The 24183-nt window shown below is 35.3% G+C and carries 28 protein-coding genes; 16 read left to right on the top strand and 12 right to left on the bottom strand.

Annotation, left to right across the window (positions count from 1 at the left end; all coding sequences use genetic code 11):
- Positions 1-15 precede the first annotated feature (15 nt).
- The 8 genes from ACM26V_RS09415 to ACM26V_RS09380 are packed head-to-tail and all read left to right on the top strand — an operon-like array spanning position 16 to position 9460.
- Positions 16-1263 (top strand): MFS transporter, encoded by a 1248-nt coding sequence (locus ACM26V_RS09415; RefSeq protein ID WP_416151161.1) that lies wholly within the window; start codon positions 16-18, stop codon positions 1261-1263.
- Entirely contained in the window at positions 1238-1546 is a 309-nt protein-coding gene (locus ACM26V_RS09410; RefSeq protein WP_416151160.1) for a cupin domain-containing protein, read from the top strand. The genes ACM26V_RS09415 and ACM26V_RS09410 overlap by 26 nt, the downstream gene beginning before the upstream one ends.
- 15 nt (positions 1547-1561) lie before the next feature.
- Positions 1562-2998 (top strand): family 43 glycosylhydrolase, encoded by a 1437-nt coding sequence (locus ACM26V_RS09405; RefSeq protein ID WP_416151159.1) that lies wholly within the window; start codon positions 1562-1564, stop codon positions 2996-2998.
- Between the two features lie 29 nt (positions 2999-3027).
- A complete protein-coding gene (locus ACM26V_RS09400) occupies positions 3028-4560 on the top strand; it encodes a glycoside hydrolase family 28 protein (RefSeq protein WP_416151158.1) in 1533 nt (510 codons plus the stop codon).
- Positions 4561-4583: 23 nt separating this feature from the next.
- Positions 4584-6149 carry a glycoside hydrolase family 43 protein gene (locus ACM26V_RS09395; protein ID WP_416151837.1) on the top strand — a complete coding sequence of 522 codons (1566 nt, stop codon included), beginning with the start codon at positions 4584-4586 and terminating at the stop codon, positions 6147-6149.
- Between the two features lie 12 nt (positions 6150-6161).
- Positions 6162-7724, top strand: a complete 1563-nt coding sequence (locus tag ACM26V_RS09390) for a glycoside hydrolase 43 family protein (RefSeq protein WP_416151157.1) — start codon at positions 6162-6164, stop codon at positions 7722-7724.
- Between the two features lie 25 nt (positions 7725-7749).
- On the top strand, positions 7750-8865 hold the full coding sequence (locus ACM26V_RS09385) for a glycoside hydrolase family 88 protein (protein ID WP_416151156.1): 1116 nt from the start codon (positions 7750-7752) through the stop codon (positions 8863-8865).
- Positions 8866-8905: 40 nt separating this feature from the next.
- Positions 8906-9460, top strand: coding sequence for a hypothetical protein (locus ACM26V_RS09380; RefSeq protein ID WP_416151155.1), 555 nt, complete (start codon positions 8906-8908; stop codon positions 9458-9460).
- Between the two features lie 98 nt (positions 9461-9558).
- Here ACM26V_RS09380 and ACM26V_RS09375 read toward each other — a convergent pair whose 3' ends face one another.
- Positions 9559-10521 (bottom strand): LacI family DNA-binding transcriptional regulator, encoded by a 963-nt coding sequence (locus tag ACM26V_RS09375; RefSeq protein ID WP_416151154.1) that lies wholly within the window; start codon positions 10519-10521, stop codon positions 9559-9561.
- Positions 10522-11042: 521 nt separating this feature from the next.
- On the opposite strand from ACM26V_RS09375, the gene ACM26V_RS09370 reads away from it, so the two are divergent.
- Positions 11043-11702 (top strand): reverse transcriptase-like protein, encoded by a 660-nt coding sequence (locus ACM26V_RS09370; protein ID WP_416151153.1) that lies wholly within the window; start codon positions 11043-11045, stop codon positions 11700-11702.
- 48 nt (positions 11703-11750) lie between these two features.
- On the opposite strand, the gene ACM26V_RS09365 is transcribed toward ACM26V_RS09370, so the two are convergent.
- Positions 11751-11909: a hypothetical protein gene (locus ACM26V_RS09365; RefSeq protein WP_416151152.1), complete on the bottom strand. Its 159-nt coding sequence runs from the start codon at positions 11907-11909 to the stop codon at positions 11751-11753.
- A gap of 247 nt (positions 11910-12156) precedes the next feature.
- On the bottom strand, positions 12157-12516 hold the full coding sequence (locus ACM26V_RS09360) for a cytochrome C oxidase subunit II (RefSeq protein WP_416151151.1): 360 nt from the start codon (positions 12514-12516) through the stop codon (positions 12157-12159).
- A gap of 297 nt (positions 12517-12813) precedes the next feature.
- Here ACM26V_RS09360 and ACM26V_RS09355 point away from each other — a divergent pair, with 297 nt between their 5' ends.
- Complete coding sequence (locus tag ACM26V_RS09355) at positions 12814-13542, top strand: DUF2161 domain-containing phosphodiesterase (protein ID WP_416151150.1); 729 nt, start codon at positions 12814-12816, stop codon at positions 13540-13542.
- Between the two features lie 59 nt (positions 13543-13601).
- On the opposite strand, the gene ACM26V_RS09350 is transcribed toward ACM26V_RS09355, so the two are convergent.
- Positions 13602-14072 carry a flagellar basal body-associated FliL family protein gene (locus tag ACM26V_RS09350; RefSeq protein WP_416151149.1) on the bottom strand — a complete coding sequence of 157 codons (471 nt, stop codon included), beginning with the start codon at positions 14070-14072 and terminating at the stop codon, positions 13602-13604.
- A gap of 221 nt (positions 14073-14293) precedes the next feature.
- On the opposite strand from ACM26V_RS09350, the gene ACM26V_RS09345 reads away from it, so the two are divergent.
- Together ACM26V_RS09345 and ACM26V_RS09340 are read left to right on the top strand one after the other, a co-directional pair.
- Entirely contained in the window at positions 14294-14680 is a 387-nt protein-coding gene (locus tag ACM26V_RS09345) for a hypothetical protein (RefSeq protein ID WP_416151148.1), read from the top strand.
- Between the two features lie 50 nt (positions 14681-14730).
- Positions 14731-14892: a hypothetical protein gene (locus tag ACM26V_RS09340; protein ID WP_416151147.1), complete on the top strand. Its 162-nt coding sequence runs from the start codon at positions 14731-14733 to the stop codon at positions 14890-14892.
- 560 nt (positions 14893-15452) lie between these two features.
- Here the strand turns inward: ACM26V_RS09340 and ACM26V_RS09335 are convergent.
- Entirely contained in the window at positions 15453-16307 is an 855-nt protein-coding gene (locus ACM26V_RS09335; RefSeq protein WP_416151146.1) for a TIR domain-containing protein, read from the bottom strand.
- A gap of 286 nt (positions 16308-16593) precedes the next feature.
- On the opposite strand from ACM26V_RS09335, the gene ACM26V_RS09330 reads away from it, so the two are divergent.
- Both ACM26V_RS09330 and ACM26V_RS09325 read left to right on the top strand, forming a co-directional pair.
- Positions 16594-16971, top strand: a complete 378-nt coding sequence (locus tag ACM26V_RS09330) for a hypothetical protein (protein WP_416151145.1) — start codon at positions 16594-16596, stop codon at positions 16969-16971.
- 155 nt (positions 16972-17126) lie between these two features.
- Entirely contained in the window at positions 17127-17267 is a 141-nt protein-coding gene (locus ACM26V_RS09325; RefSeq protein WP_416151144.1) for a hypothetical protein, read from the top strand.
- 25 nt (positions 17268-17292) lie between these two features.
- Here the strand turns inward: ACM26V_RS09325 and ACM26V_RS09320 are convergent, their stop codons facing one another.
- From ACM26V_RS09320 to ACM26V_RS09295, 6 genes are all read right to left on the bottom strand, one after another.
- Entirely contained in the window at positions 17293-18096 is an 804-nt protein-coding gene (locus ACM26V_RS09320; protein ID WP_416151143.1) for an HNH endonuclease, read from the bottom strand.
- 370 nt (positions 18097-18466) lie between these two features.
- Positions 18467-18781 (bottom strand): hypothetical protein, encoded by a 315-nt coding sequence (locus ACM26V_RS09315; RefSeq protein ID WP_416151142.1) that lies wholly within the window; start codon positions 18779-18781, stop codon positions 18467-18469.
- 135 nt (positions 18782-18916) lie between these two features.
- Entirely contained in the window at positions 18917-19078 is a 162-nt protein-coding gene (locus tag ACM26V_RS09310; protein ID WP_416151141.1) for a hypothetical protein, read from the bottom strand.
- A 116-nt stretch (positions 19079-19194) separates the two neighbouring features.
- Positions 19195-19953, bottom strand: a complete 759-nt coding sequence (gene istB / locus ACM26V_RS09305; protein ID WP_416147913.1) for an IS21-like element helper ATPase IstB — start codon at positions 19951-19953, stop codon at positions 19195-19197.
- On the bottom strand, positions 19950-21476 hold the full coding sequence (gene istA / locus ACM26V_RS09300; RefSeq protein ID WP_416147912.1) for an IS21 family transposase: 1527 nt from the start codon (positions 21474-21476) through the stop codon (positions 19950-19952). The genes istB and istA overlap by 4 nt, the downstream gene beginning before the upstream one ends.
- Before the next feature lie 128 nt (positions 21477-21604).
- Positions 21605-21814: a hypothetical protein gene (locus ACM26V_RS09295; protein ID WP_416151140.1), complete on the bottom strand. Its 210-nt coding sequence runs from the start codon at positions 21812-21814 to the stop codon at positions 21605-21607.
- Positions 21815-22089: 275 nt separating this feature from the next.
- Between ACM26V_RS09295 and ACM26V_RS09290 the strand changes: the two genes are divergently transcribed.
- Both ACM26V_RS09290 and ACM26V_RS09285 read left to right on the top strand, forming a co-directional pair.
- Positions 22090-22710: a hypothetical protein gene (locus ACM26V_RS09290; RefSeq protein ID WP_416151139.1), complete on the top strand. Its 621-nt coding sequence runs from the start codon at positions 22090-22092 to the stop codon at positions 22708-22710.
- A 122-nt stretch (positions 22711-22832) separates the two neighbouring features.
- Positions 22833-23372, top strand: a complete 540-nt coding sequence (locus tag ACM26V_RS09285) for a tyrosine-type recombinase/integrase (RefSeq protein WP_416151138.1) — start codon at positions 22833-22835, stop codon at positions 23370-23372.
- 162 nt (positions 23373-23534) lie between these two features.
- Here ACM26V_RS09285 and ACM26V_RS09280 read toward each other — a convergent pair whose 3' ends face one another.
- The gene (locus tag ACM26V_RS09280; protein ID WP_416151137.1) at positions 23535-24161 is read right to left on the bottom strand and encodes a phospholipase D-like domain-containing protein; all 627 of its coding nucleotides are present in this window, start codon (positions 24159-24161) and stop codon (positions 23535-23537) included.
- Between the last annotated feature and the right edge of the window lie 22 nt (positions 24162-24183).

The following is a 24183-nucleotide window of genomic DNA, read 5'->3' as shown; positions in this document are numbered from 1 at the left end:
GAGAGAAGTGTGCTTATGACGAATTTTTTTAAACTACCAAATGAAAAGCGCTTATCTCAACTTGCAATAACTACTTTAACGAACCATACAATCTTCCATTTTGGGAACTCTTTATCACTCATTTTTTTAAATCTATATTTATGGCGATTAACAAATAGCCTATGTATTAATGGACTCTTTAATTTAATTGCTATTTTGTCTCAAGCATTGGTTACTTTATCGGTAGGGAAAATCGCCAAACAGCGAGATCGTATCACCATTTACAGATATGGTATTTTATTAACTGCACTATTTTATTTTTGTATTTTGGTGACGCAAGAGTCGATTGTCGAGTATTTTTATTTATTTGCATTGTTAAGAGGGGTGGCGCAATCCCTTTATTGGCTTGGCTATTTCACGTTAATGTTTGAAGTTTCAAATGATAAGAACCGTCATCGATATTTGGGATGGAATCAGATTTCGATGGGAAGTGCCAATCTGATTGGACCTGCAGCATCAGGAGCAATCATTAGTATGTTCGAAGGACTCAATGGATATATAGTTGTGTTTACTATTGCTTTTGTGATGTTTACGATTGCCACTTTTGGAAGCTTTAAAATGGGGAAAATGGAAACACATCATCGACAATATTATATGAAATATTTACCTCAGATTATCAAGAGAGTCCCGAGTTTTAAAAACGTTTTACTTGGTTGGTTTATTATTGGTTTCCCTCAAGGTGTTTTAATGTACATCCCACCTATATTGCTTTATACCATTCTGCTAGAGGAAAGCACTGTAGGGTACTTAAATGTTATTTTTCTATTGATTTCAATTATATCAAGCTATGTCATTTCTCGATTGGCGAATGTAGATAAGACAAGGGAATATCTTGTTATTGCAGCAATTGGTTTTTTGTTATCTACAAGTGTTCTTTTTTTAGGAATCACGATTTGGACGTTTGTGTTTTTTATGGCAATAAGCGCTGTCTTTAGACCATTACAGGCAAATGCTTATGCTGCCCATTATTTTAAATGGATAGGTGTCATCCCTCTGAAGGAACATTTTCGGGTAGAAAGTGTTGTACTTAGAGAGTCGATTACAAATGCTGGAAGAGGATTTGGGATTATCATATTTATGTTGTTTTCTCGTGAAATTGATGAAACGACAATCCCATGGGTTTTATTAGTTGTGTTGGGGATGCAATGGGTTGTACCACTTTTAGTAAAAGATCAAATAAAGACTGAGGAGGAGACAAATGGGTATAAATTGGGAACAAGTTGATGAGAAGGTTTCTCGTAAAATTCACAAACCAGGTGATCAATTGATGGCCATGGAAGTTCGTTTTGAAAAAGGGGGAATAGGTGCAGAACATTCCCATCCACATGAACAGATCAGTTACTGTTTAGAAGGAGAAGTTGAATTTACACTTGCAGGCGAAAAGCACGTGTTACGTCAAGGTGAAACACTTGTGATTCCAAGTAATACAGTGCATGGAGCTATTGCCCTTGAAAAAAGTCGACTTTTGGATGTCTTCACTCCTATTCGTGAAGATTTATTGACCTAAAGGAGGATGCAGAAGATGGAAGAGCAAACAGTTGGTAATAACGAAAAATTAATTGTTCGAGGAAATTATGCTGATCCATCGATTATTCGGGTGGAAGAAGATTATTATATGGTTCATAGCTCCTATCAGTATATTCCGGGGCTAATTATTTGGCATTCGCAAAATTTAGTTGATTGGAAACCGATAGGAGCTGCTTTAACTTCCTATTTCGGGAATGTCTGGGCACCTGAATTTGTATATTACAAAGGAGAATTCTCGATTTATTTTCCTTCTAATCGGATGAACTGGGTGACAAAAGCGAAGAACCCACGTGGACCATGGTCTAAACCAGTTCCGCTTCATTTACCTCACATAGATCCAGGCCATATTGTAGATGAGGTAGGTCGACGATATTTACATCTATCTGGAGGTCATGTTGTTCCGATTGATGAAGAGGGGATTCATATCCAAGGAGAAGTTAAAAAGGTATATGATCATTGGAAATATCCAAAGGATTGGGTCGTAGAAGGGGAAAGCCCCGAAGGACCGAAATTAATAAGAAAAGGAAAATATTATTACTATACACTCGCTATAGGAGGTACATCAGGTCCACCGACAAGTCATATGGTTGTTAGTTCACGCTCAACAACACCAATTGGACCTTGGGAGCATTCTCCATATAATCCGATTATAAAAACGATGTTAAAAGACGAGAAATGGTGGTCGAAAGGGCACGGTACGTTAATCGATACAGTAAAAGGGGATTGGTACATTGTTTACCACGCCTATGCGAACCACCTTCATACAATAGGTCGACAAACGTTACTTTCTGAGGTGGAGTGGATGGAAGATGATTGGTTTCGAGTGAAGAGTGAAATGAAGATTCCAGATACTCTTAACATTTTAAAGCAAGATAGCATAGAAGAAGACAATTGTGATGTGTTTACGGATGAAAAACGCTTTTTATCATGGCAATGGCTAAGATCGATAAGTGACTATCGCTATATTTATCATAAAGGAGCTCCACTAACGATTTTGGGAGCTACAGACAAAGCTGATTACTCACCGATGCTTTATATGGCGAAGCACCGTAACTATAAAGTGACGGTGGAAGTGGAAGTCATAGGGGAAGCGGAGTTGGAGTTTCTGCTCTATTATGATAGCGATCATTATGTTGGAGTAGGGTGCAGTGCTAATGGTGTAAGGGTCCTACGTCCATATAAAAGAGTAGGAAAGACCCCATTTAATCGCTCAAGAATTGTTTTAAAAATAGATAATCACGATAACATTGTTAGTTTTTATTATCGTGGTGTTGAGGATAAAAAATGGACTAAATACGATAAAGTTCTTGATACGTCCGGAATGAACCATAATACCTTAGGTGGATTCTTGAGCCTTCGTCCTGGTTTGGAAGTAGTAGGTAAAGGTAAGGTACACGTTTATCAATTCAAATATAAAGCAATAAACAGTTGAGTTATAAAGAGACCGATGGAGGTTAAATAATGAAAATTTCAATAACTGATTTTGGTGCGATAGGAGATGGCATAACGTTAAATACGGAAGCTATAAAGAAGGCAATTACAGCCTGTGAACTTGGAAATGGTGGTACTGTCGTCGTACCAAGCGGACGTTACGTAACAGGACCGATTCAACTTGTGAGTAATATGACTTTTGAGGTTCAAGCAGGAGCAGTTATCTTATTTACGGATGATTTTCAAGCATATCCACCTGTGAAGACTCGGTGGTCAGGGTATGAGTGCTTCGCCTTTACTCCGCTTCTATTTGGAAACAATTTGGAGAATGTAACGATTTGTGGTCAAGGAACATTTGATGGTCAAGGACAAGCTTGGTGGAAGATTGCTAATAAATTAAAAGAAGGAAAGAGCTTTGCAAATGATCGTACGATGGAGATTCGAAAAGCAAATGAAGAGATGTTACCTGGTATAGAAACGAATATTTTAGAATGGGAGACACAATTTCTACGGCCTCCCCTATGTCAACTGATTGATTGCCAACAGGTCACGATTGAAGGAGTTACTTTACAGAATTCACCTTTCTGGAATACGCACCTTGTTTATTGTGATCATGTGAGTGTTCGAGGAGTGACGATAAATAATCCTGCTGATTCTCCTAATGGTGATGGATTAGATATTGATTCTAGCCGAAATGTTAGAATCATCGATTGTCACTTTGATGTTGGGGACGATTGTTTGTGTTTAAAATCAGGAATAAATGAAGATGGTCGAAGAGTTGCAATTCCTACAGAAAATATTGTTGTGACGAATTGTACGATGGCCAGGGGGCATGGTGGGATAGTGTTTGGAAGTGAAAGTTCTGGCGGAATTAAAAATGTTACGGTATCGAATTGTGTATTTATTGGCACTGACCGAGGCATCCGTTTCAAAACGAATCGAGCTCGTGGATCTTATATAAAAAGCATTATGATTTCCAATATATATATGGAAAACGTTTTCTGTCCGATTGCGATTAACTCTTTTTATCGGTATGGAGTAGATGAAAATGACCCATCTATGAACGTTCTGGAGGCAATCGATGTTACTGAAAAGACACCGATTATCAAGGACATTCATATAAGCCACATTATTGCAAAAAATGTAAGGGCTGCGGCAGCATTTATATACGGGTTACCAGAAATGCCAATTCAAAGATTGAATTTGTCGCACTTGTCCATTGAAATGACAAAGGACCCCAATGAACAAGGGGGAGAGCCTGATATGGTAAAAGAGACAATTCTACGCGCTGGAGACGGAATGTTTATCAGATTTGTAGATGACCTTATCATGACAGATGTCACCGTTGAAACACGCCAAGGACCAGCTTTAACTATAAAAAATGGCAAAGAATTGGAATTACATCAAGTTAGAATGAAAGAACGCCACGCTAATACACCAGTTGTTGAATTAGAAAATAGTCAAGGCGTGTTTTTAGAAGGAGCGCAATTTTTCAGAGAGAAGGAAACGTTTGTGAAGATGGATGAAAAAATGATGTCTCAATTAATCACCCCATACTTATGAAACCAGATAGAAAGGAGACGATGATGAAGACATTTACAAATCCAATTATTTCAGGATTTTATCCAGATCCTTCCGTCTGTCGTGTGGAAGATAAATACTATCTTGTAACATCGAGTTTTGAGTATTTCCCAGGAATTCCGATTTTTGAAAGTGAAGACCTTGTAAACTGGAAACAAATTGGTCATGTTCTTGATCGTCCCTCACAGCTTAATTTAGATTCGACGCCTTGCTCTAAAGGGATATATGCAGCAACGATTCGATACGATAAGGGGTTATTTTATGTTGTAACGACATTTGTTGAAAGTAAAACAGGGGAAAGACGAAATTTCTACGTGACAGCAGAAGATCCAGCTGGTGCGTGGTCAGAACCTAATTGGCTCGTTGGCGCACCAGGTATTGATCCTTCACTTTTCTTTGATGATGATGGGAAAGTGTATTACACAGGAAACAGGGTGCCACCGAATGGTCCGCTTTACCATAAACATGTTGAAATCTGGATGCAAGAATTAGATTTAGAAAGAAAAGAATTGGTCGGTGAAAGGGTATCGCTATGGGATGGTGCACTAAAACAGATTCATGCGCAAGAAGGTCCTCATCAGTTTAAAAGAAATGGATATTACTATCTTGTAATAGCTGAAGGGGGAACAGGTTTTACACACTCTGTTACGATTGCGCGCAGTCCATCTCTATCGGGACCTTATGAAGTGTGTAAAATGAATCCAATTCTAACTCATCGACACCTAGGAAAAAAGTATCCGATTACAAATGTAGGCCATGGTGATTTTGTCGAAACGCAGCATGGAGATTGGTGGATGGTTTGTCTCGCTTCTCGACCATATGGGGGACCTTATCGCAATATGGGGCGAGAAAGCTTTTTAGTACCTGTTATTTGGGAAGACGATTGGCCAGTAGTTAGCCCTGGAATTGGAAGAGTCGAACTTGAAATGGAAAGACCAAAATTAACAGAAAAAAAGTGGTCCTCTTTACCAGCCTGTGATTCTTTTGATAGCCCTATTTTAGATCAAACTTGGATCTCGATTCGTACGCCACGTGATGATTTCTGGTCTTTAAAAGATCGCCCTGGATTTTTACGTTTAAAGGCGAAACAAGAAACGATAACAGAACAGGTCAATCCAAGTTTTATAGGAAGAAGACAGCAACATATGAGTTTTGATATACGTACAAAAATGACTTTTTATCCTCAAGAGCAAGAGGAAGCAGGAATTGTTTTACTGCAAAACAGCGACTTTCACTACCGATTTGTGAAAACAATGAATAAAGGGAATTCTGTCATCCAATTGATTAAAAGGGAAAATGGGATAGATACCATTGTAACTGAATTAAAAATCAATGCAGGTGACATTTATTTAAAGGTTGAGGCGGATCAGCAAAATTATTCATTTTATGTAGCAATAGAAAGTGAAAATTGGTCTCTCGTATCTGAAAACATTGATGGTCGAATTTTAAGCTCAGATGTTGCAGGTGGTTTTACTGGAATGGTGATGGGAATGTATTGTACAAGTAACGGAAAGAAGTCAGAAACTGTTGCTGATTTTGATTGGTTTGAATACAATCCAGTTAGTTATTGAAGGGTGGTTAATATGGATAAATCATTACCATGGAGCGCTGATTTAGGTAATGGGAAGTACAAAAATCCGATTCTTTACGCAGATTACTCGGATCCAGACGTAGTTCGAGTGAAAGATGATTATTTTTTAGTCGCTTCTAGTTTTAATATGTCCCCTGGATTACCGATCCTTCATTCAAAGGATTTAGTCAATTGGCGAATTATTAATCATGTTACAGACACGTTTCCAGATGTGAGTTATGATCGTGTGCGACATGGGGATGGGCTTTGGGCTCCGAGTATTCGATATCATGATGGGTGGTTCTGGGTGTTTGTTGGTTGTCCAGATGAAGGGATTTTCATGAGTAAAACGAGAGATCCATTTAGCGATTGGTCAACTTTACACCTTGTCAAGAAAGCTTCAGGATGGATTGACCCTTGTCCATTTTGGGACGACGATGGCAAGGCATATCTTGTCCATGCTTTTGCTCGTAGTCGCATCGGTTTTAAACATCTATTACAGCTTTGTGAAATGTCCCGTGACGGACAACATCTCCTTTCTGATGGTGTGATTATTTTTAACGGAGAACAAGATCATCCGACAATAGAAGGTCCAAAAGTATACAAACGAAACGGATACTACTATATTTTTGCTCCTGCTGGAGGAGTGGAACATGGTTGGCAAACAATTCTTCGCTCAAAAAATATTAAAGGTCCTTTTGAAGATAAAAAAGTACTTCACCAAGGTTTAACCAAAACAAATGGTCCTCATCAAGGCGGCTGGGTAGATACCGAAAGTGGTCAAGATTGGTTCATCCACTTCCAAGATAAAGCTGCTTATGGTCGGATTACTCATTTGCAACCAATGAAATGGGGAGATGATGAATGGCCAAAAATTGGCGAGCAGATTGATGAAAGTGGAATTGGAATCCCCGTTGATGAATGGGAGAAACCGAATACAGGAAAGTATTATCAAATTGAAGCTCCACAAATGTCAGATCAGTTTACCGGAAATAAATTAGGTCTGCAGTGGCAGTGGAGAGCAAATCAGAAAAAAGAGTGGTACCAGTTAAATGAAGGATACTTAACCCTTTTTGCCAAAGAGCAACCGTTAGGAATCCATACTCTTTATGATACACCGCAAATTCTTACACAAAAAGTTCCGGCACCTTCTTGCACCGTATCGCTGAAGGTAGACTTTCAGCCAGAAAAAATAGGAGATACTTTTGCATTTGTATTGTTGGGCTATACGTACCATAGTCTCATCGTAGTTAAGGAAGAATATAGTACTTCTCTTTATTATGTTAGAGGCGATTCTAAAGAAAAGGTTAAGAAGGAAAACCGTGAAAAGATTGCGGAAGTAGACGATACAAGTGAGTTACATTTCAAGCTACTGATTCAGAACGAAGCAACATGCCAGTTCTATTTCTCAGAGGGAAATCACAATGGTTTCAAACCTATTGGAGATGTTTTTGTTGCTGAAGAAGGTCATTGGATAGGATCGCAAATAGGGATTAGCTGTTTTCATGAAAAAGAAGTCCAAGGAGAAGGTGGGCGAGCGAATATATCACAATTTTCAATCGAATCACTTGAATAATACTAAATTTACTGGAGGGTTAGCGATGTCTAAAGAAATATTATTTGAAGGGAACACAGCGCTACAATGGGCTGAAAAAGCATGTCAGTCTTTAATGCAACAACATGAGGAGCCAATGTCATTACCACCAGCAAACCGTTGGCATTATCATCAAGGAGTTTTCTTATGTGGCATGCACGATGTATGGAAAGAAACAGAGAAAGAAGAGTACTACACGTATTATAAAAAATATGTTGATGATCTGATTGATGAAGAAGGGAATTTCTATTTTAGAAGAGATGAGTTAGATGCGATTCAACCAGGTTTACTGCTTTATCCTCTTTATGAACGAGAGGGAAACAAGAAATATAAAGTAGCCCTTGATAAGCTGCGGAATTTATTGAATACAATTAATCGGACGAAGTCAAACGGATTTTGGCATAAGGACAAATATCCTTATCAAATGTGGTTAGACGGTCTTTATATGGCTGGTCCGTTTACGATGAAATATGCACTGACATTTAACGAACCGGAGTTGATCGACGTCGTTCTTCATCAGGAAAAATTGATGAGAACTCACACGAAAAGTGAAGAAACAGGTCTTTATTATCATGGCTGGGATGAAAGTGCTTCAACAGAGTGGGCTGTCGCAGAAAAGGGGCACGCACCTGAAGTGTGGGGGCGTGCGCTTGGTTGGTATGGGATGGCCTTAACGATGTTGATTGAACTATTACCAGAGAAGCACGAAAAACGCCAAGAATTGATAGATGTACTAAAGGAGTTGGTTCAGAGTCTTGTAAAATATCAAGACGAAGAAACAGGCTTATGGTACCAAGTCGTCGACAAAGCGAACGAAAAAGATAATTGGTTAGAAACTTCGTGTACCAGTCTTTTTATCCTGACAATTATTCGAGCAGTCAATCAGGGGTATGTTGATTCTTCTTATTATCAATACGCCAAAAAAGGTTATGAAGGAATTCTAAAGCATAAAATGACGATAGAAAACGACCGATTCATCTTATCTGGAGTTTGTATTGGTACTTCCATTGGTGTATACGATTACTATATGGAAAGAGAAACGGTAAATAATGATTTACATGGAGCAGGAGCTTTTGTATTAGCTAGTGTGCAGATGCATCACTATCTACATGGTAAAATATAAGTTATAACGAGTAAGAGTCAACGAAAAGTGGTGAGAAATAGTGCGACATATACTAACAGTTCTTCTAGGGTTCATGAGCTTATCTCTACTAATTGGTTGTAGTAACAAAGATGATAGTTTTGATTTTCTTTTTTTTGTAGACTCTTTTATTCATGACCAACCAGAGCAACAAATGCGGGAATTAGTAGATGAGAACTTAATAGAAAACTCAGTTGAACAAATTTCAACAACCTTTTTCGTGCCAATGGAAGAGCGCTTGATTATTGAAATAGCCAGTCATAACGGTGATATTCTTTTTTTGAATCGGGAAATGACAGAAAGGGCGATGGATCCGGAAGGGCTTCATGCTTTTGATGATCATCTGTCTTTAGAGACATTAGCAAACATTCCTGATCAGGAAAGGAAGAGGCATCCTGACACAAATGAATGGAAGGTCTATGCATTCCCAGTAAGCCAAACAAAGATATTTAAAGACAACGTTAGTTTACAAGGGGGTGAAGAAGTATTTGCAATCATTCCTGTTTATGTAGAGGATCCAGTTGCTTCTTTCAACTTAATTAAGGAGTTAATTGGGGAAGAGGTGGAAGGTAAATAGACATATTAGCAGATTGAAAAAGAAGAACAGTATTTTCTGTTCTTCTTTTGTACTTTAAGATTGTTTGACTTCGCTAAAGGGTTAAAGTATAAGATAGACTATTGATGAGAAAATAATTCAGGTTCAAGGATAGTTGAACCAGGTTGATCATTTTCTTCAATCATGTCGATTAATTGATCAACAATCGTTTGAACAATCTTATCTAGTGGGACTCCGACATTCGTGATAGGATTATCAAAGCTATGCATCTGTGGAATATTATCATAACTAATTAACTCGATTTCTTGACTTTGTTGACTAGTATCTTCATTAATCGCACGAATCGCCCCTCGTGTTAAATCATAGCTACCAATCACCATAGCACTTGGAAGATTACCTGTCTCAAGCATTGATTTTACCGCTAAGTACCCATCATACATATCAAGACCATTCGTATCTAGAAAATAAGAATCGTTGATTGATGCAAATTGTTCCTTCATTGCTTGTTTGAAACCAAAAAGTTTATCTTCCTGTAATGGATCATTGCCAGAACAAACTCCAACAAAAGAAATATTTTTGTGTCCTTTTTCGACTAATTTTTCGACAGCCATTCGAATCGCATGTTGACGATTAGCGTCGATCGTCGGATAATCAGAGCCTTCGGAAACACCATATGTAAGAACTGGAATCGAAGATGGGTGCATTTTCTCCAATTTTTTTTGATCATTAAAGATTAGAATAGCGTCTACATCAAATCGTTGAAACGTATTAACAGCCTGCTCTATTTTATTGATAGATAATAACGTAGTATAGTCACGTTTTTCTAGTTCCTGATTAATACGAGTTATAAGAGCGGCTTGAGCAGTTCTTTCTACTGTAGGCCACACTACTCCAATTGTCTGAGATTTCTTGGATACAAGACTTCGTGCAGCGGCATTTGGTTGGTAGCCTAATTCTGCGGCAATATCACGTATTTTTTGTTTGGTACCTGGTTTTACTAGCGAACTATCACGAAGTGCTTTTGAAACTGTTGAGTAACTAACACCGGCAGATCTTGCTACGTCTTTTATCGTAACTCCCATAGAAGGACCTCCTAAAAAATTAAATTTGATTGTGAAACATATGATTGGAGATAGTTAGGTTAACAACGTTGTTTTTCATACTAATACTAAACTATTCGACGGATTAGCACAAGTAAACACATCAGTGTTGGAAAGGAAATTTACCAATCTTCACCTTATGTTATACTACGGAGAATTTACAAAACTTAGATTGGTTGAATTATATAAACGCGGATAACGTAATTTGGGTAACCCCTATGTGGAAACGAGTCTGTGATGGGTGTCATTTGAATCGAGATAGTCTCTATGCGATATAGAAGGGGGGGTACGGTTCTTCATGTTAAAGAACACAGTAAAGGACTTTTTTTGGTGATAAAGGCTAAAAATTTCAAGTTAATTTTTTAAGCTACATCAATTTAAATTTCATCATCGTGTGTCGTATTTAAGCCGGGATGATGGGGAAACTGAGAAATAAGCTACGCAAATAATAGATGAAATTATACCAGCGAATTCATAAATAGCACAGTAAAGGATGATCCATTGTGAAGGTTCGATTAGAATTAACATACAAAACGAAAAAAGGAATAGAAGCAACATTCACTTCGGATGAGATGAATGCAGAAAAAGCAATATTCACTGCGGAAGATTTAGAAAAAACGGGTCGATTGAAAAATTTAATATTTATAGATAATTACGATAGTACATTAAATTTGAAGGAATTAAAAAAATATATCGAGGAAATTGATACGGAACCTCATAATATTACTGTGTATTTTGATGGTGGTTTTGATCTGACAACAAAAATGTCAGGATTAGGCTGTGCAATATATTATGAGAAGAACGGAAAAACATTTCGTATTAGAAAAAATGCATTAGTAAGAGAACTTCACACAAATAATGAAGCAGAGTATGCAGCACTTTACCTAGGTTTAAAGGAAGTCGAAAATTTAGACGCTCATCATTTACCAGTTAATTTTGTTGGAGATTCCCAAGTTGTTATTAATCAACTACGTGGAGAATGGGCGTGTATGGAGAAAGTATTGAATCAGTGGGCTGATCGGATTGATAGTAAACTGAATGAGTTAGGAATCAGCGCTGAATACGAACTTATTTCGAGAAAAAAGAATCGGGAAGCAGATCAATTAGCTTCCCAAGCATTAAAAGAGATCGAAATTACAAGTGAGGTTGAGTTGCATGTTTAAAGTGTTAATATCAAATACTAGCACTTCGGTTTGATAGTCATTCTATTTTTATACCTCTTCTTCGTAAGTAACCTCGGCATTAAAATCGTTAAATTGTATATCAATTGATGTTAGGTTATCCTTACTTTCTAACCATTCGCTAATCTGTTCTTCAATTGGTTTAACGCTTTGATTGTTAGAGAGATTTTCGAAAATTTTCTTTTGCACCGATAAAGACCTCCAATAAATTTTCTTGTAAGATAATATTTCTTTTATATTATATTAGAGGACTGTTGAGAAATATGTTACTTATTGTATTCTGTGATATATTATTTTTGTCTGATTTTGCTTAGAAATAATATTAACTTTAATACAAGGAAAAAGTCATTGATGTTAGATGGATAGAACGAAAATAAAGAGCTGGTCTCAATTATTTCGTCGAGACTAGCTCTTCCATTATGGTGACGATTTAAGCTTATGTTACAGTAATTACTGCAGTCATCTCTTCGTGTCCTTCTCCACATGGGATAGTACAAATAATTGTATATTCGCCTGGTTCGAGAGTAACTGTATCAGATCCTTCACCATCAATAGTTAAGTCAGTTCCCTCAATGGAAATGCCATGATGTCCTTCATCATTTACTAAAGTGAAAGTCACCTCACCTGCTTCTACAGTAGTTACGTCTGTTTCAATATCCCAATTCGTAGCTGTAATTTCTACAGTTTCTCCAGCACCGCTATTACTCGATGCTTCCTCAGATTCATTATCTCCACCACAAGCTGATAAGACAAGGATGGAAGCAAAAATCAACGATGAAAAAATTTTTTTCTTCATGAAATAATCCCTCCTAAATTTTCTATTACACCTTATAGAAAGTTGGCGTGTATTGTATTGCCCTTCATCCAATTGGTGATAGGTTCATTTTATATGAGTTAACTACATGACGAGGTGAGATATATCACACAGTATTAAAGAAAATTTAATTTTTTGCTGGTGTTAAAGACCCGTATTGATTGTTGATGTTACATTTGCTTGAGATGAGAATAGTAAGTCTATCAATTCAAGCAAGATGTATTTCATGGTAAAATTAAATACGATATTGTTTTTACAAAAGTGGAGAGTGGTTACATCATGAAGGAAATAATAAAACTGAAAGAGGCCGATTTATACAAACCAATTCAGAAACATTTTTTGCATGAAGGTTTTGAGGTCTATGGAGAAGTGAAAGACTGTGATATAGCAGTAGTGAAAGATGAAGAGTTAATTATAATTGAATTAAAACTTAACTTAACTGTAGACCTTCTCATCCAAGCTACAAAGAGGAAGAAATTATCGGAACTTGTCTATATTGCTATACCAAAGCCAAAGTACAAACCGAGGTCAAAGCGTTGGACCGATATATGTCAGTTAGTTAAAAGACTGGAATTAGGTCTGATACTTGTTTCTGTTTCAGGAAAACGAAAACAAGTAGAAATTGTCTTTCCACCCACACCAATTTCGTCTCGGAAAAAAATGACTCAGAACAAGCGGAAGAGGCAAGAAGTGTTAAAAGAAATAAACGGAAGAAGTGCTGATTTTAATATTGGTGGATCAAACAGGACGCAAATTTTTACAGCTTATAGAGAGAATTGCATTCAAATTGCTTGTTACCTTGAACAAGCTGGTGAGCTGTCTCCCAAAAAGTTAATTGAAATGGGAACGGGAATAAAAACGTCATCAATCTTAACGAAAAACTATTATGGATGGTTTGAGAGGATTAAAAGGGGCGTTTATGTTATTAGTGAAAAAGGCAAACTTGATTTGAAGGGATATCCTGACCTTATGAAGTATTATCTAGGTAAATTGAATGATGAGAGCTAGATCAAAGACAGTCAAATGAAACATGAAAATTAAGTTATCATGTGCATTTGACTGTAAAATCATGAAATTACCATGCCTGTTATATAAACACGTTCAATATCAATATCAGAGAACGATTGATTTAAATCGTTCATAATTTCATTTTCAAACCATTCGAGGCCTTTGTTTCCTTGAAAGTCAGTACGATCAGCACCAGAAATTGATTTTGTAATAGAATGTCTTAGAAAAGCCTGTCCTCGTGATAGTTTATCAATATTAGAACTGTCTTCTAATAGAAAAGAAATGGAAATCCTTACGTATTCACCGTTATCCAACATATACCCATTTTCTTCAAGGTGATAAACCCTATTCAGTTCATCTTCACTCGTCAGTTCATCATAGGCTGATAAAATCGTCTCATTAGGTAATACGATGACGATGATTGTTATTACTAATAGTAAAACAGAGAGTCCCCCGAGAAAAATTATTATCGGTTTTCGTTTTTTGTTTTTAAGTTTATTTTTCTGAATATCATTGTTTCTTTCTGCCATCAAAACATCAATCCTTCGCTAGAATATTATATATAGACTTTGAATTAGTATATTATAATCCTTTAGTCCTGTATACAAAGTATGCAAAAGCGGATGATAAAGTCCTATAATGGTTGTGTCAACAGTGAAACCTATATTCAGTAGGTTGTGAAAATTTTATAGGACTGTTAATATTAAGTATAGAGTATATAATAAAAGGATAATAGAAGGAGAAAAAAATTTTGAGTGCAGAAAAAAGAAGCGTCAGTTTAAAAGTATTGAAAGATACTGAGAATCTTTATGACAGATTTGAGAGTGCATTTCGTTCTATTGCAAAGACATATATTGAATGTACGCCTATAAAAATATCAGGTATATACTTTCAGAAATCGAATAACCAAATCCTTGTATTATACGATTATCATAATTTAGAATTGAATTATATTCTTGAATTAGAAGAAGGTACGATGGGGGAACATGCTAAACTACCGAATGGTGAAATTGTCGATTCATTTATGGAGTTCTGGATAAAATGGGTGGTTGAAGGATTTTTCTCTAAAGAACTAGAAGTTGAAGCGAAACATATTGATATTACTTTTAATGATGGTGTCATAACTAAAACGATTTAAATAATAAGAGAAGCCTAGCATTTAATGCTAGGTTTTTTGGTTTACTATGAATGGGCTTTGATGATGTCAATAATGTCGAAAAAAGCTTTGCACGACAGACTCGCAAAATCCAAACAGGGAACACGTTCATTGACGAATTAAATGTCAGTGATGTTAGAGGTATTGTGCTGCTCGATCTAAAACAGCTCTCTAATAGTTTTGTTATTGAGTAAAGAGGAGAAGGAGTTTGTTTATGGACGAAATACAGTTCTCGTGGTTTTGTCTATGTGAAAAAATAGCGTAATTTAACAACAAAAAAACTACCTCACGTTTTCTGTGAAATAGTTATTAACTAAGGAAAAGGATATAAGTAAATTTATATTCTTAATATTAGTTTATAAACGGCTGTACCGATAATATGTAATATATGGTGACCCGTACTGGATTCGAACCAGTGACCCCTTGCCTGTCAAGGCAATAGCAAACTCTCAAGTCGAGGAATCCAGTCATATCAAAGCAAAAGTTCTCTGTGAACTCAACACAGTATTTTATTTGTGTGAACACTGTGTTGTGTCCACATTTATAAGTATAAAGGACAAGTCATTCACTTGCAAAAGTTTTGTTCTATTAATACGAAAATTGATTTACGAAGAACAGGTTAGGAAATTAAAATTGATTACCTTCTCTTTTTATGTTTTTTATTTAGATACATTGCGATCATAAATCTTTTAGATACTGGTAATACACACTATGAATGGTGTTCAAAACAAAGTTATTTACAATGTACTTGATGTTAAACAATCAAATTATAATCTATATCATAACCAGATCCTCTTAACTCTTTAGCTATCTCAAGTTTCCAACCAGCAATCATATCAATATAAACTACTCCAGCTATATCATTGGGTACTTCTACTATGTCTTTTTTTAAAGCAGCTACTTTTTCTCTCCCTATTTTCCCTATTAAAAAGCCATGTTCAAACACAACGTTTTGTCTTGCTCGTGATTGTAGTTCATTACCTTTTTTAGCTCCGATATCGCAAGGTGTATATAATACGATTCCAAACCCTACATTTGAATATTTCTCAATTTTTTCAATAATTGTTTTCCCTCCGCTTGCTTGCTCGTGAAGAATGATAGGTGACAGTCCTAGCTTTTCTATAAACCTTGCTAACTCTGTTTTCGCCAAATCATCATGACCGTGAACAATAAACACTTTAGTTTTATCAATTTCAGTTTTTTCAATATCAATAGTTTCGCTATAATCAAATTTAGGAAAGCTCGACTCAACTTGCCCATTTGTATCTCCTATGTTTTCGACTCTACCCTTAACAAAGGAGTAACCGTCACGCTCAAGTAATTTAATGAGTTGTTTCCACTTAATATCAGTTTTAGAAATTGGATTTTCTTCAGATTCAATTTTAAATAATTCAATTACGTTGAATAGTTTTCGTGACTCTTTAGATTTTGTCAAATCCAATGAAGATACATAGCAGTCAGCAAGAGACCTTCTATCACCAGTTAAATATGGTTGATAAAGCTCATTTTGAAATATATCTTCAGATTCAAATAAAATCTTTATTTTTGAAATTGTGCTATAAGTAGACAGTAAGTCATAAAAAGTATACTTTGTTCTATTACTAATCACTAAATTACCCCCTAATATTACTTATTTTTCTTTTGCGGTTACTATTATTTAATTTTAACATAATTAGCCAATTACCGAATAAAGTTCATAGAAGATTCCTTGATCATATTAACAGTAAATTATCAAAGCAACTAACCTCGTTTACTATCACCATGCATAATAATAATTAAGAAATATTTTGTATTTTTTTGTAAAAATGTATACACTTTCTGATTGTTTTAGATTATAATATTTTTTAAGAAATACCCTCGCTTTACTCACACTAACCACGAAAGGAGCCACGCTCATGCATGATAATGATATAGATTACATGACCTCGGCATATCGAATGCTCTATGAAGTAGAAACGTTATTAAAGTACAATGTTCATTCAGCTCTTTTTAGGAAACGCGGTTGGAAATGGGAAGAACACGCTACCTTTAAAAAACCTCTTGATGAAATGTACTTCCCAGAAGTCCTCAGTCTTTACGAAAAACACCCACTTTTTATGTATTACTTTGACTACAAAGAACTTTCATTCCTTCTAAGCTTAAAACCAATTCGCAATGATATTGCTCACATGAAAGTAATAACTTCAGAAGAATATAATCTACTGGTAAAGTCTTTTCAAACAGTCAAAGAAAAATTCAACGCTCAAAAGCATACTCATAAAGTTCCTTCCTAAAAGCTACGTTTTTTGTTTTCTTTTTATCCCACCCCAGAGAAGGACGCAAATGATATTTTACAGGAGTTCGTTGACGCTATAATTTACACGAAAACTGGAGACGAAATGACACTGGACGTGAAACTCAAGGACGTTGTATAAGGGAGTTGAACTATATGGACAAACCAAAGGGAATTAGAATAAAAGGTAATGAACCAGATATGAAAGTATTTGCTCAAGCACTCAATGACTTATATAAGCAAGGTGTCAAAATAACTCCAAGCAATAGGGGAGTTATTCTTTTGTCTAAAAAGTAAGTATTATTACGCTATTTTATTTGTTCTACAAATTCCAAAATGCAGAAAAAGAATTAATAAACTCTGTATTTCGTGCACCTTTACTTTTATTACAACCTTCACAAGTTAGTTGTATATTAGTTGGGTCGTTTGAACCGTGTAGTTCTAATGGTATGATATGGTCGTAATTTTCAGCATTATCATTTTGGAAAATCCGTGTTAAGTCAGTTCCGCATATTTGACAACGACCCCTATCCCTAAATTTTATACCTTTTTTAAGCCATTCTGGAAAATACGTACGATTAATAACTCCGTCTTTCTTCAACTGGGTAGGGTAATTAGTAACTTTAAATTCACGAATAACTTCAGCTAATTGTGAATTGAATTCAAACAAGAATGTTTTATTCATATATAATATCGTAAAGGTTTCATGAACAATTACTGAAGATAATTTAGGAATAAAAAAATCAAACAAATCTTTAGCATAATCCTCGACTTGTTCAAATTCTTCACCAGTTAAATCATTGTCATCAGAACCTAAGAATTCACATTCTCCTACTGATGAAAAATCTATTCTGTAAAACTCTAAAATATTGGTTAACGAATTAATGACACTCATTGGAAAATGCTTATCCAATAGATACTCGTATCCAAAAATATAAATTTCTGTTATGTACTCGTTTAGTAAAGTAAACTTTTTTGGTTTAGCACAAAAATCCATAACATCAATATCATTATAAAAAATCCAATTTTCTATATTTAACTCATTAATATTATCTAACTCTAATATTACTTGAGAGGCTAATTGTATTGCTTCGTTACCTTCCCAAGTGTTTTTATTAGTAGCCATAATTACACCACCTCTAAATAAGTCTACATGAATAGAAAATTATTTTATTAAGCTAATAACGCCAACAATTACTCCTAAAACTCCAGTAACCATTCCAGTTAGTATACCTATCCTAACTAACGTCCAATTATGTGGTTTATCTGTTAACTGTATATCTGTATATGATAACAATTTTCCTTTATAGTTGAGGTGAGTAGTTATGAAAATTCCAATTAAAATTAAAAAGAAACTTACAATATTTAATAGTGTAATGTTACCAAAATACATAGTATAGAAGAGAAACAAAATCAAAGGGAAAACCAAACTGATTAAGTTTTGAACTACTCTAATTGCAAATGAATACCAAGGCTTCTTTGATTTAATATAGTTTTTAACTCGATAAAAAAACCCTAACGTCCATGTTTCGTCTTTTCCACTCACCTCTCGATTCACTTAAATCTTGTTGTGGAGTGTTGTTAAACCCGCTAATACGAATCTTTAAGTTGTTTAGTCTATCTGGTAATTCTTTGTGTTGCAAAAACGTATCAATGTTTGTTTCATCAATGCGTATATTGTTAAAATAACAAGATATATCCATTCTATATTCCTCTGGAAATTCGTTAATAATAATACTTACTAGATATTTCAAGCCTTCTTTATCTAACTTGCAGGAGGTTAACTTACCTCCCTCTTTATACATGGACATTTTCTCACCTCGCAACCAAATCTATTATTACCATATTTTTAATAGTAAAATAAAACAAAGGAGTTTCCGATGAAAACCCTTGTGTTTTAGTCTATCCGTATAAGACCACTCCACATTATCTAAACACTAATGTATTTATTTTTGATTTAGATCCTTAGCTTTTTCTAATCGTTCTTTGAACTTTATTAGTTTTCGGTTTTGATCTAGACGTTCAATATTTACATTGTTTTCAAAGACATAAACAGCCTTTTCTAATACTTGAATTTCCTTCTTAAAGTCTTTTGTTTTTGTCAACATAATATTGAGCCACAGCGATCACTTTAAAAGTGAGCCACTTGTCATCTTTGTCCACCCATTAATGGGTAGGATTGGAAGTTGGGAGGGGCAACCCTCTCCCAACTTTCGCATGTTCTTTAGCCTCCTTCATTCTGTTTCATACTTTGCCTAAAACGATATGATTCGCCATTTAATAAATGTATATGTGATCGATGAGTGAGTCGATCTAAAAGAGCTGCTGTCATCTTGTCATCGCCAAATAAACTCGTCCATTCACTGAATTCTAAGTTGGTTGTAATGATGACACTCGCACGTTCATATCGACTGGAGAAAAATTGAAATAATAGCTCTGATCCTACCTTTGAAAAGGGCACATATCCGAGTTCATCTATAATGATCACATCTAATTTGAGCCACTTCTTTTCGAGAGCATTTAGTTTATGTTCTTCCTTTGCCATCAATAGTTCTTCTACCAATTCTGATGCTGTTATAAACTTGACTTTGTATCCATTTTGAATCATTTCAATACCTATTCCTGTTGCTAAATGAGATTTCCCTGTCCCACTGTTACCAAGGAAAATGATATTCTCTTTTTTTTCTACGAAATCACCTTGGCCTAACGTTAAAAATCGGTTTCGGTTTAAGCTGGGCATTAAACTAAAGTCATAGGTATCTAACGTTTTATGAACGGGAAAAGTAGCTTGTTTAAGTCGTCGTTGTTTTAAATTTTCTTCTCGTGTTTTCACTTCCAAATCTAATAAAGCTAACAAGTACTCTTCATAACTAAGGTTCCGCTCTTCAGCCTCTCTTGCGAGAGATTCGTAGTTTTGAGCGATCGTAGGCGTTCTTAATTGTTTCGTCATATGCTCCAGGAGTAACGTTGTTGTGGCCATCATTTCTTCCCTCCTGTCAGTAAACCGTATTGTTCTACGTTCGACTTTTGAACTTTATAGTCTAGTAAACTCGTAGGCGTTTTTTCTCTTGAAAGGTCATGAATGATCACGCCCTCATTTGTAAGTTGTTGAATCATATCGTGAACCACCTCATAGCGAAATACGTGAGTCTTCTCAGCTTCGATTAAAGCTTGAGTTAACTTGGGCAAGCCAATCTCACGATGTAAGAGGAGAAGACGGATGAACTTTTGATCTCCAATCGCTCCTTCTTGTTCTCTCATCTTACGATGATACCGTTTGAATACGTCTGGGATCTCAGAAGAGTGAAAGGCGTGTGCATCTCTTATTGCCCGCGGCTTATTAAGTAGAGCGTCAAGATAATGATCAAGATTCGTAAACATTTGATTTCGTTCATAAGATCGAGAATGTTCTGCGATCACTTGATTTTGAGCCACTATGATCACCTGATCGACAAAAATTTTTGCCCAAACAGCTTTTCCGACAAATTGACATGGAACAGAGTATTGATTGGTCTCAATTGTAACTAAAGACGTTTTATTCACCTGACATGATACCAACTTACACGCTTCAAAAACCTGATCAGGAAGGGCCTGTAGATAACCTTTTTCTTTCTCCCACATTTGAGCCACAGTCTCTTTGGAATTTGGAACCATGGTCCTTTCTGATTCCTTTAAACACCATTCTTTCAAGGAATCATTTAACTCTTCCATTGATTGAACTGCCGGAAGTGGAACGAAGGCATTTCTTCGAATATAACCAACCGTCCCTTCGATTCGTCCTTTTTCATTTCCAGAACGAACATTACAAAACTCTGATTTAAATAAATAATGGGCTTGTAGAGCGAGAAATGTCTCTTGCTCTATGCGATCTCTTCCTTTTAAAGTTTTTTGTACTGCCGTTTTCAGATTGTCATAGAGTCCTTCTGTTGGTATTCCTCCAAAGAATTCAAAGGCATGAACAAAACCATCGAGAAAGGCTTCTTGTTTCTCGTGAAGATAGGCCCTAACAAATCGCATGCGACTAGCGGATAACTGAATACAGAAGAGATAAACCCGTAGGATTCGGCCTTGAAGAATAATATCAGCTTCACCCCAGTCAAATTGAAATTGATGTCCCAGTTGAAATTCCAAAGGAATAAATACTTTTTGAAGTTTCTTTCTACGCTTAGCAACCACTTTTCGAATATTAGATGCCGAGCCTTTAAATGCATACTCATCAACGAGTCTCTTATAGATTCTAGCTGCCGTATGTTTTTGTTTCGCCCAATGCTTCAAATCATCTTCTAGCCACTGATCGATGATTGGCAATACTCGTTTCGTTTCATCTGAATATTGTTTGGATCCATAGATTCTTTGTCTATTAATCGCCGTGGGGAGTTCTGATTGATTAAGATATTTACTTACGGTATTCCTTGAAATACCAAGCTTTTTTGCGATGCTTCTTTCCGATAAACCTTCAACCTCTTTTAAATATTTGATATTATAATATTGAGCCATATCAATCATCCTTTTCTTCCTCTCAGTATGAAGTAGTTTGGTCACTATCTATCATAAGAGAGATTATTGAAATTGGAAATTGTGTGGCTCATTTTTCATGTGATCGAAACACCTAAAAGTGGCTCAAAATTAACTTATCAAAAACAGTCTTTCTGTTTTCGATAAATAACAGCAAGTCTATTATAAGGGTGACTTCCTTCAAAGTTTTCATTTACATTTTCCCAGTATAGAGACATAGCTTCATCTATTTTCCCTTCTTTTTCTAATTCTTTTCCTTTTAGGTTTCTATCCACTGGACTCATTGATTTTGGTTCAGTTTTAAATATCTTCTTAAAGCTTTTAAACATAGAAATTCCTCCTTCTTATATTGGTAATATTGGACAAGAAAAGGCAAAACTCCTTTATTTTTGTTAACTTTTTATAGTCCGTTGACACCTATGAAAGTGAAAATCTCCAAAGAGCAAGAGCATATGAAACGGAGTTTTTAAGAACAGAACAAACGTTCTTAATGTCAAATGGATATTGTTTCCTTTTCTATATAGTGTAAAATAGGGACAAGTCTGGGGAATTACTTCTACAAGGAGAAACAATGTAACTAAATACAGTATGAGGGGGAATAGCCTTGAAGTTGTTCAAAAATAAATATGTAAATACAGTCTTGATTTCTGTTTTAACTTCAATTGGAGTGCTTATAATTTATATTTATCTTGATGGTTCGTTGTTAGTGAATTGGACTGCAAGTATAGATAGTAGTTTAATAGGAGCATTCTTGGGAGCTTTAATGACTGGTGGAATAGCAATAATAATAATGAATAGAAATTTTGACTATGATAAAAAAGTACGAAGAAAAGAAAAGTTAGATAACTTTATAAAATCTGCTAGCATTATAGATATTTACGCAACTAACATAGCTGAATCTTTGAAGGTGACTTTTGATTTCCCTGTTATTGAATCTGATGCACACCACGTAACTTACCTATCGGCTCTTAAGTATAATTACAGGTTCATTGATGAGTTAAATGATGACTATATCTTTGAAAACGTTTTTGAAGATTATCATAGAATTAAAGTAGCAACTAATTATGCTGTATCATCAATAGAAAACACTATAAACAAGATTGATGACGAAAGATACAATGGGCTAGAAGAATATATCTCACAGATTGAAGAACACACACAGAAAATAGTTAAAAAGAAAAACGAATGTGAAGAAGAATCAAGCGAATTATCCAAGAGTTTGTAATTCCACTTGACTCCCTCCTCAAAAAAACGATAAAATTATCCAATAACGTAATTACGCATTTATGAAAAGGTAATGAAACAGTGAGGTTTAGTAATGTCGATTAGTAGGGGAGGAATCATAAAATGAATACTGTCCAACCAATAAGAAATAAAGATCAAATACAATTAATGAAAGATAGCTTTAAGAATGATCGAGACAGATTCCTTTTTATTACTGGAATAAATTCAGCTCTTAGAATATCAGACATATTAAAATTGAAAGTGAGGGACTTACAAGGAACTCACATCATATTGAAGGAGCAGAAAACAGGCAAGGCAAAGAGGCAAATAATTTCAACAGGCTTCAGAAAAGAAATTGACAAGTACATCAAGGGAATGAATGAGAATGATTATTTGTTCCCCAGTCGCAAAGGAACAGTAGCTATAACAAGAGTTCAAGCTCACAAGATTCTCTCAGAGTGTGCTGACAGAGTGGGAGTGAAAGAATTTTCCGCGCACAGTACCCGCAAAAGTTTTGGATATTTCTTTTATAAACAAACAAAAGACATTGCAATGCTCCAGAAATTATTCAGTCACTCAAGCCCAATGATTACAATGAGATATATCGGACTAGAACAGCAACAGCAACAGCAAGACGACGCATTGAAAGACTTTTCACTTTAATTAGTGAGAGTCTTTTTTTATGTCTCCAGTCACAATCAATTATTTTTCCCTTGAATCTCAATGACTTAATACTAAGGGAAAGCAAATAAGTCTTAACTTATTATGTACCTTTAAACCTAATTCCAATTACTCCGTTTTAAAATGACAAATCTAAATCTACTATTAGTTAAATTTAAATCTATGTCCACAAATCGTACAAAAAGGACCGTAACTCTCAAAATCAACTCCATCCGAAGATATGCATTCTGGACAAATTATGCCTCTAATTTTGCCATACCTTGTGTAAATGTCTTGAGAGGTTTCCCATAAATTATCAAATTCACATTGAAATTCTTTTGCTAAATCTCTGTCTTCACATATATGTATTAACTCAAAATTCTTTTCTAATGCAGCATACGTCCAATTTAATGAACCAAATATCACTTGTCTTTCTGAAACTACAAATTTATGATGCATATTTTGATAATTAATTCTAGTATTTAATCCTAATGATTTAATCTGCAATAAGTGGTTTTCTTGTGAAATATTTATAAGATCAATTAAGTCCTTAGAAACAAATAGTGCCGATTCTCTCGGATTATTAGGTCTTAACAAATCGGAAGTGTTTAATATTAACCTAGTTTCTTTTTGTAATTCTGTTCTTTCAATTAATTCTTTAATCAATGTTTTATGATTAAAGTACGCAACAGCTATTCTTAATAGTCCATCTGTATGTTTTATAATTTTAATAATTTCAGATAAAGTAGCTTCTGTATTGCACTCCCCTGGTCTAAGAAAAATAGTCTTCAATTCTAATTTCCCCCTATCATTT

It is taken from the genome of Salipaludibacillus sp. HK11, assembly GCF_047795645.1.
Lineage (GTDB): Bacteria > Bacillota > Bacilli > Bacillales > Salisediminibacteriaceae > Salipaludibacillus.
This window is presented reverse-complemented; position numbering and strand designations above follow the sequence as displayed.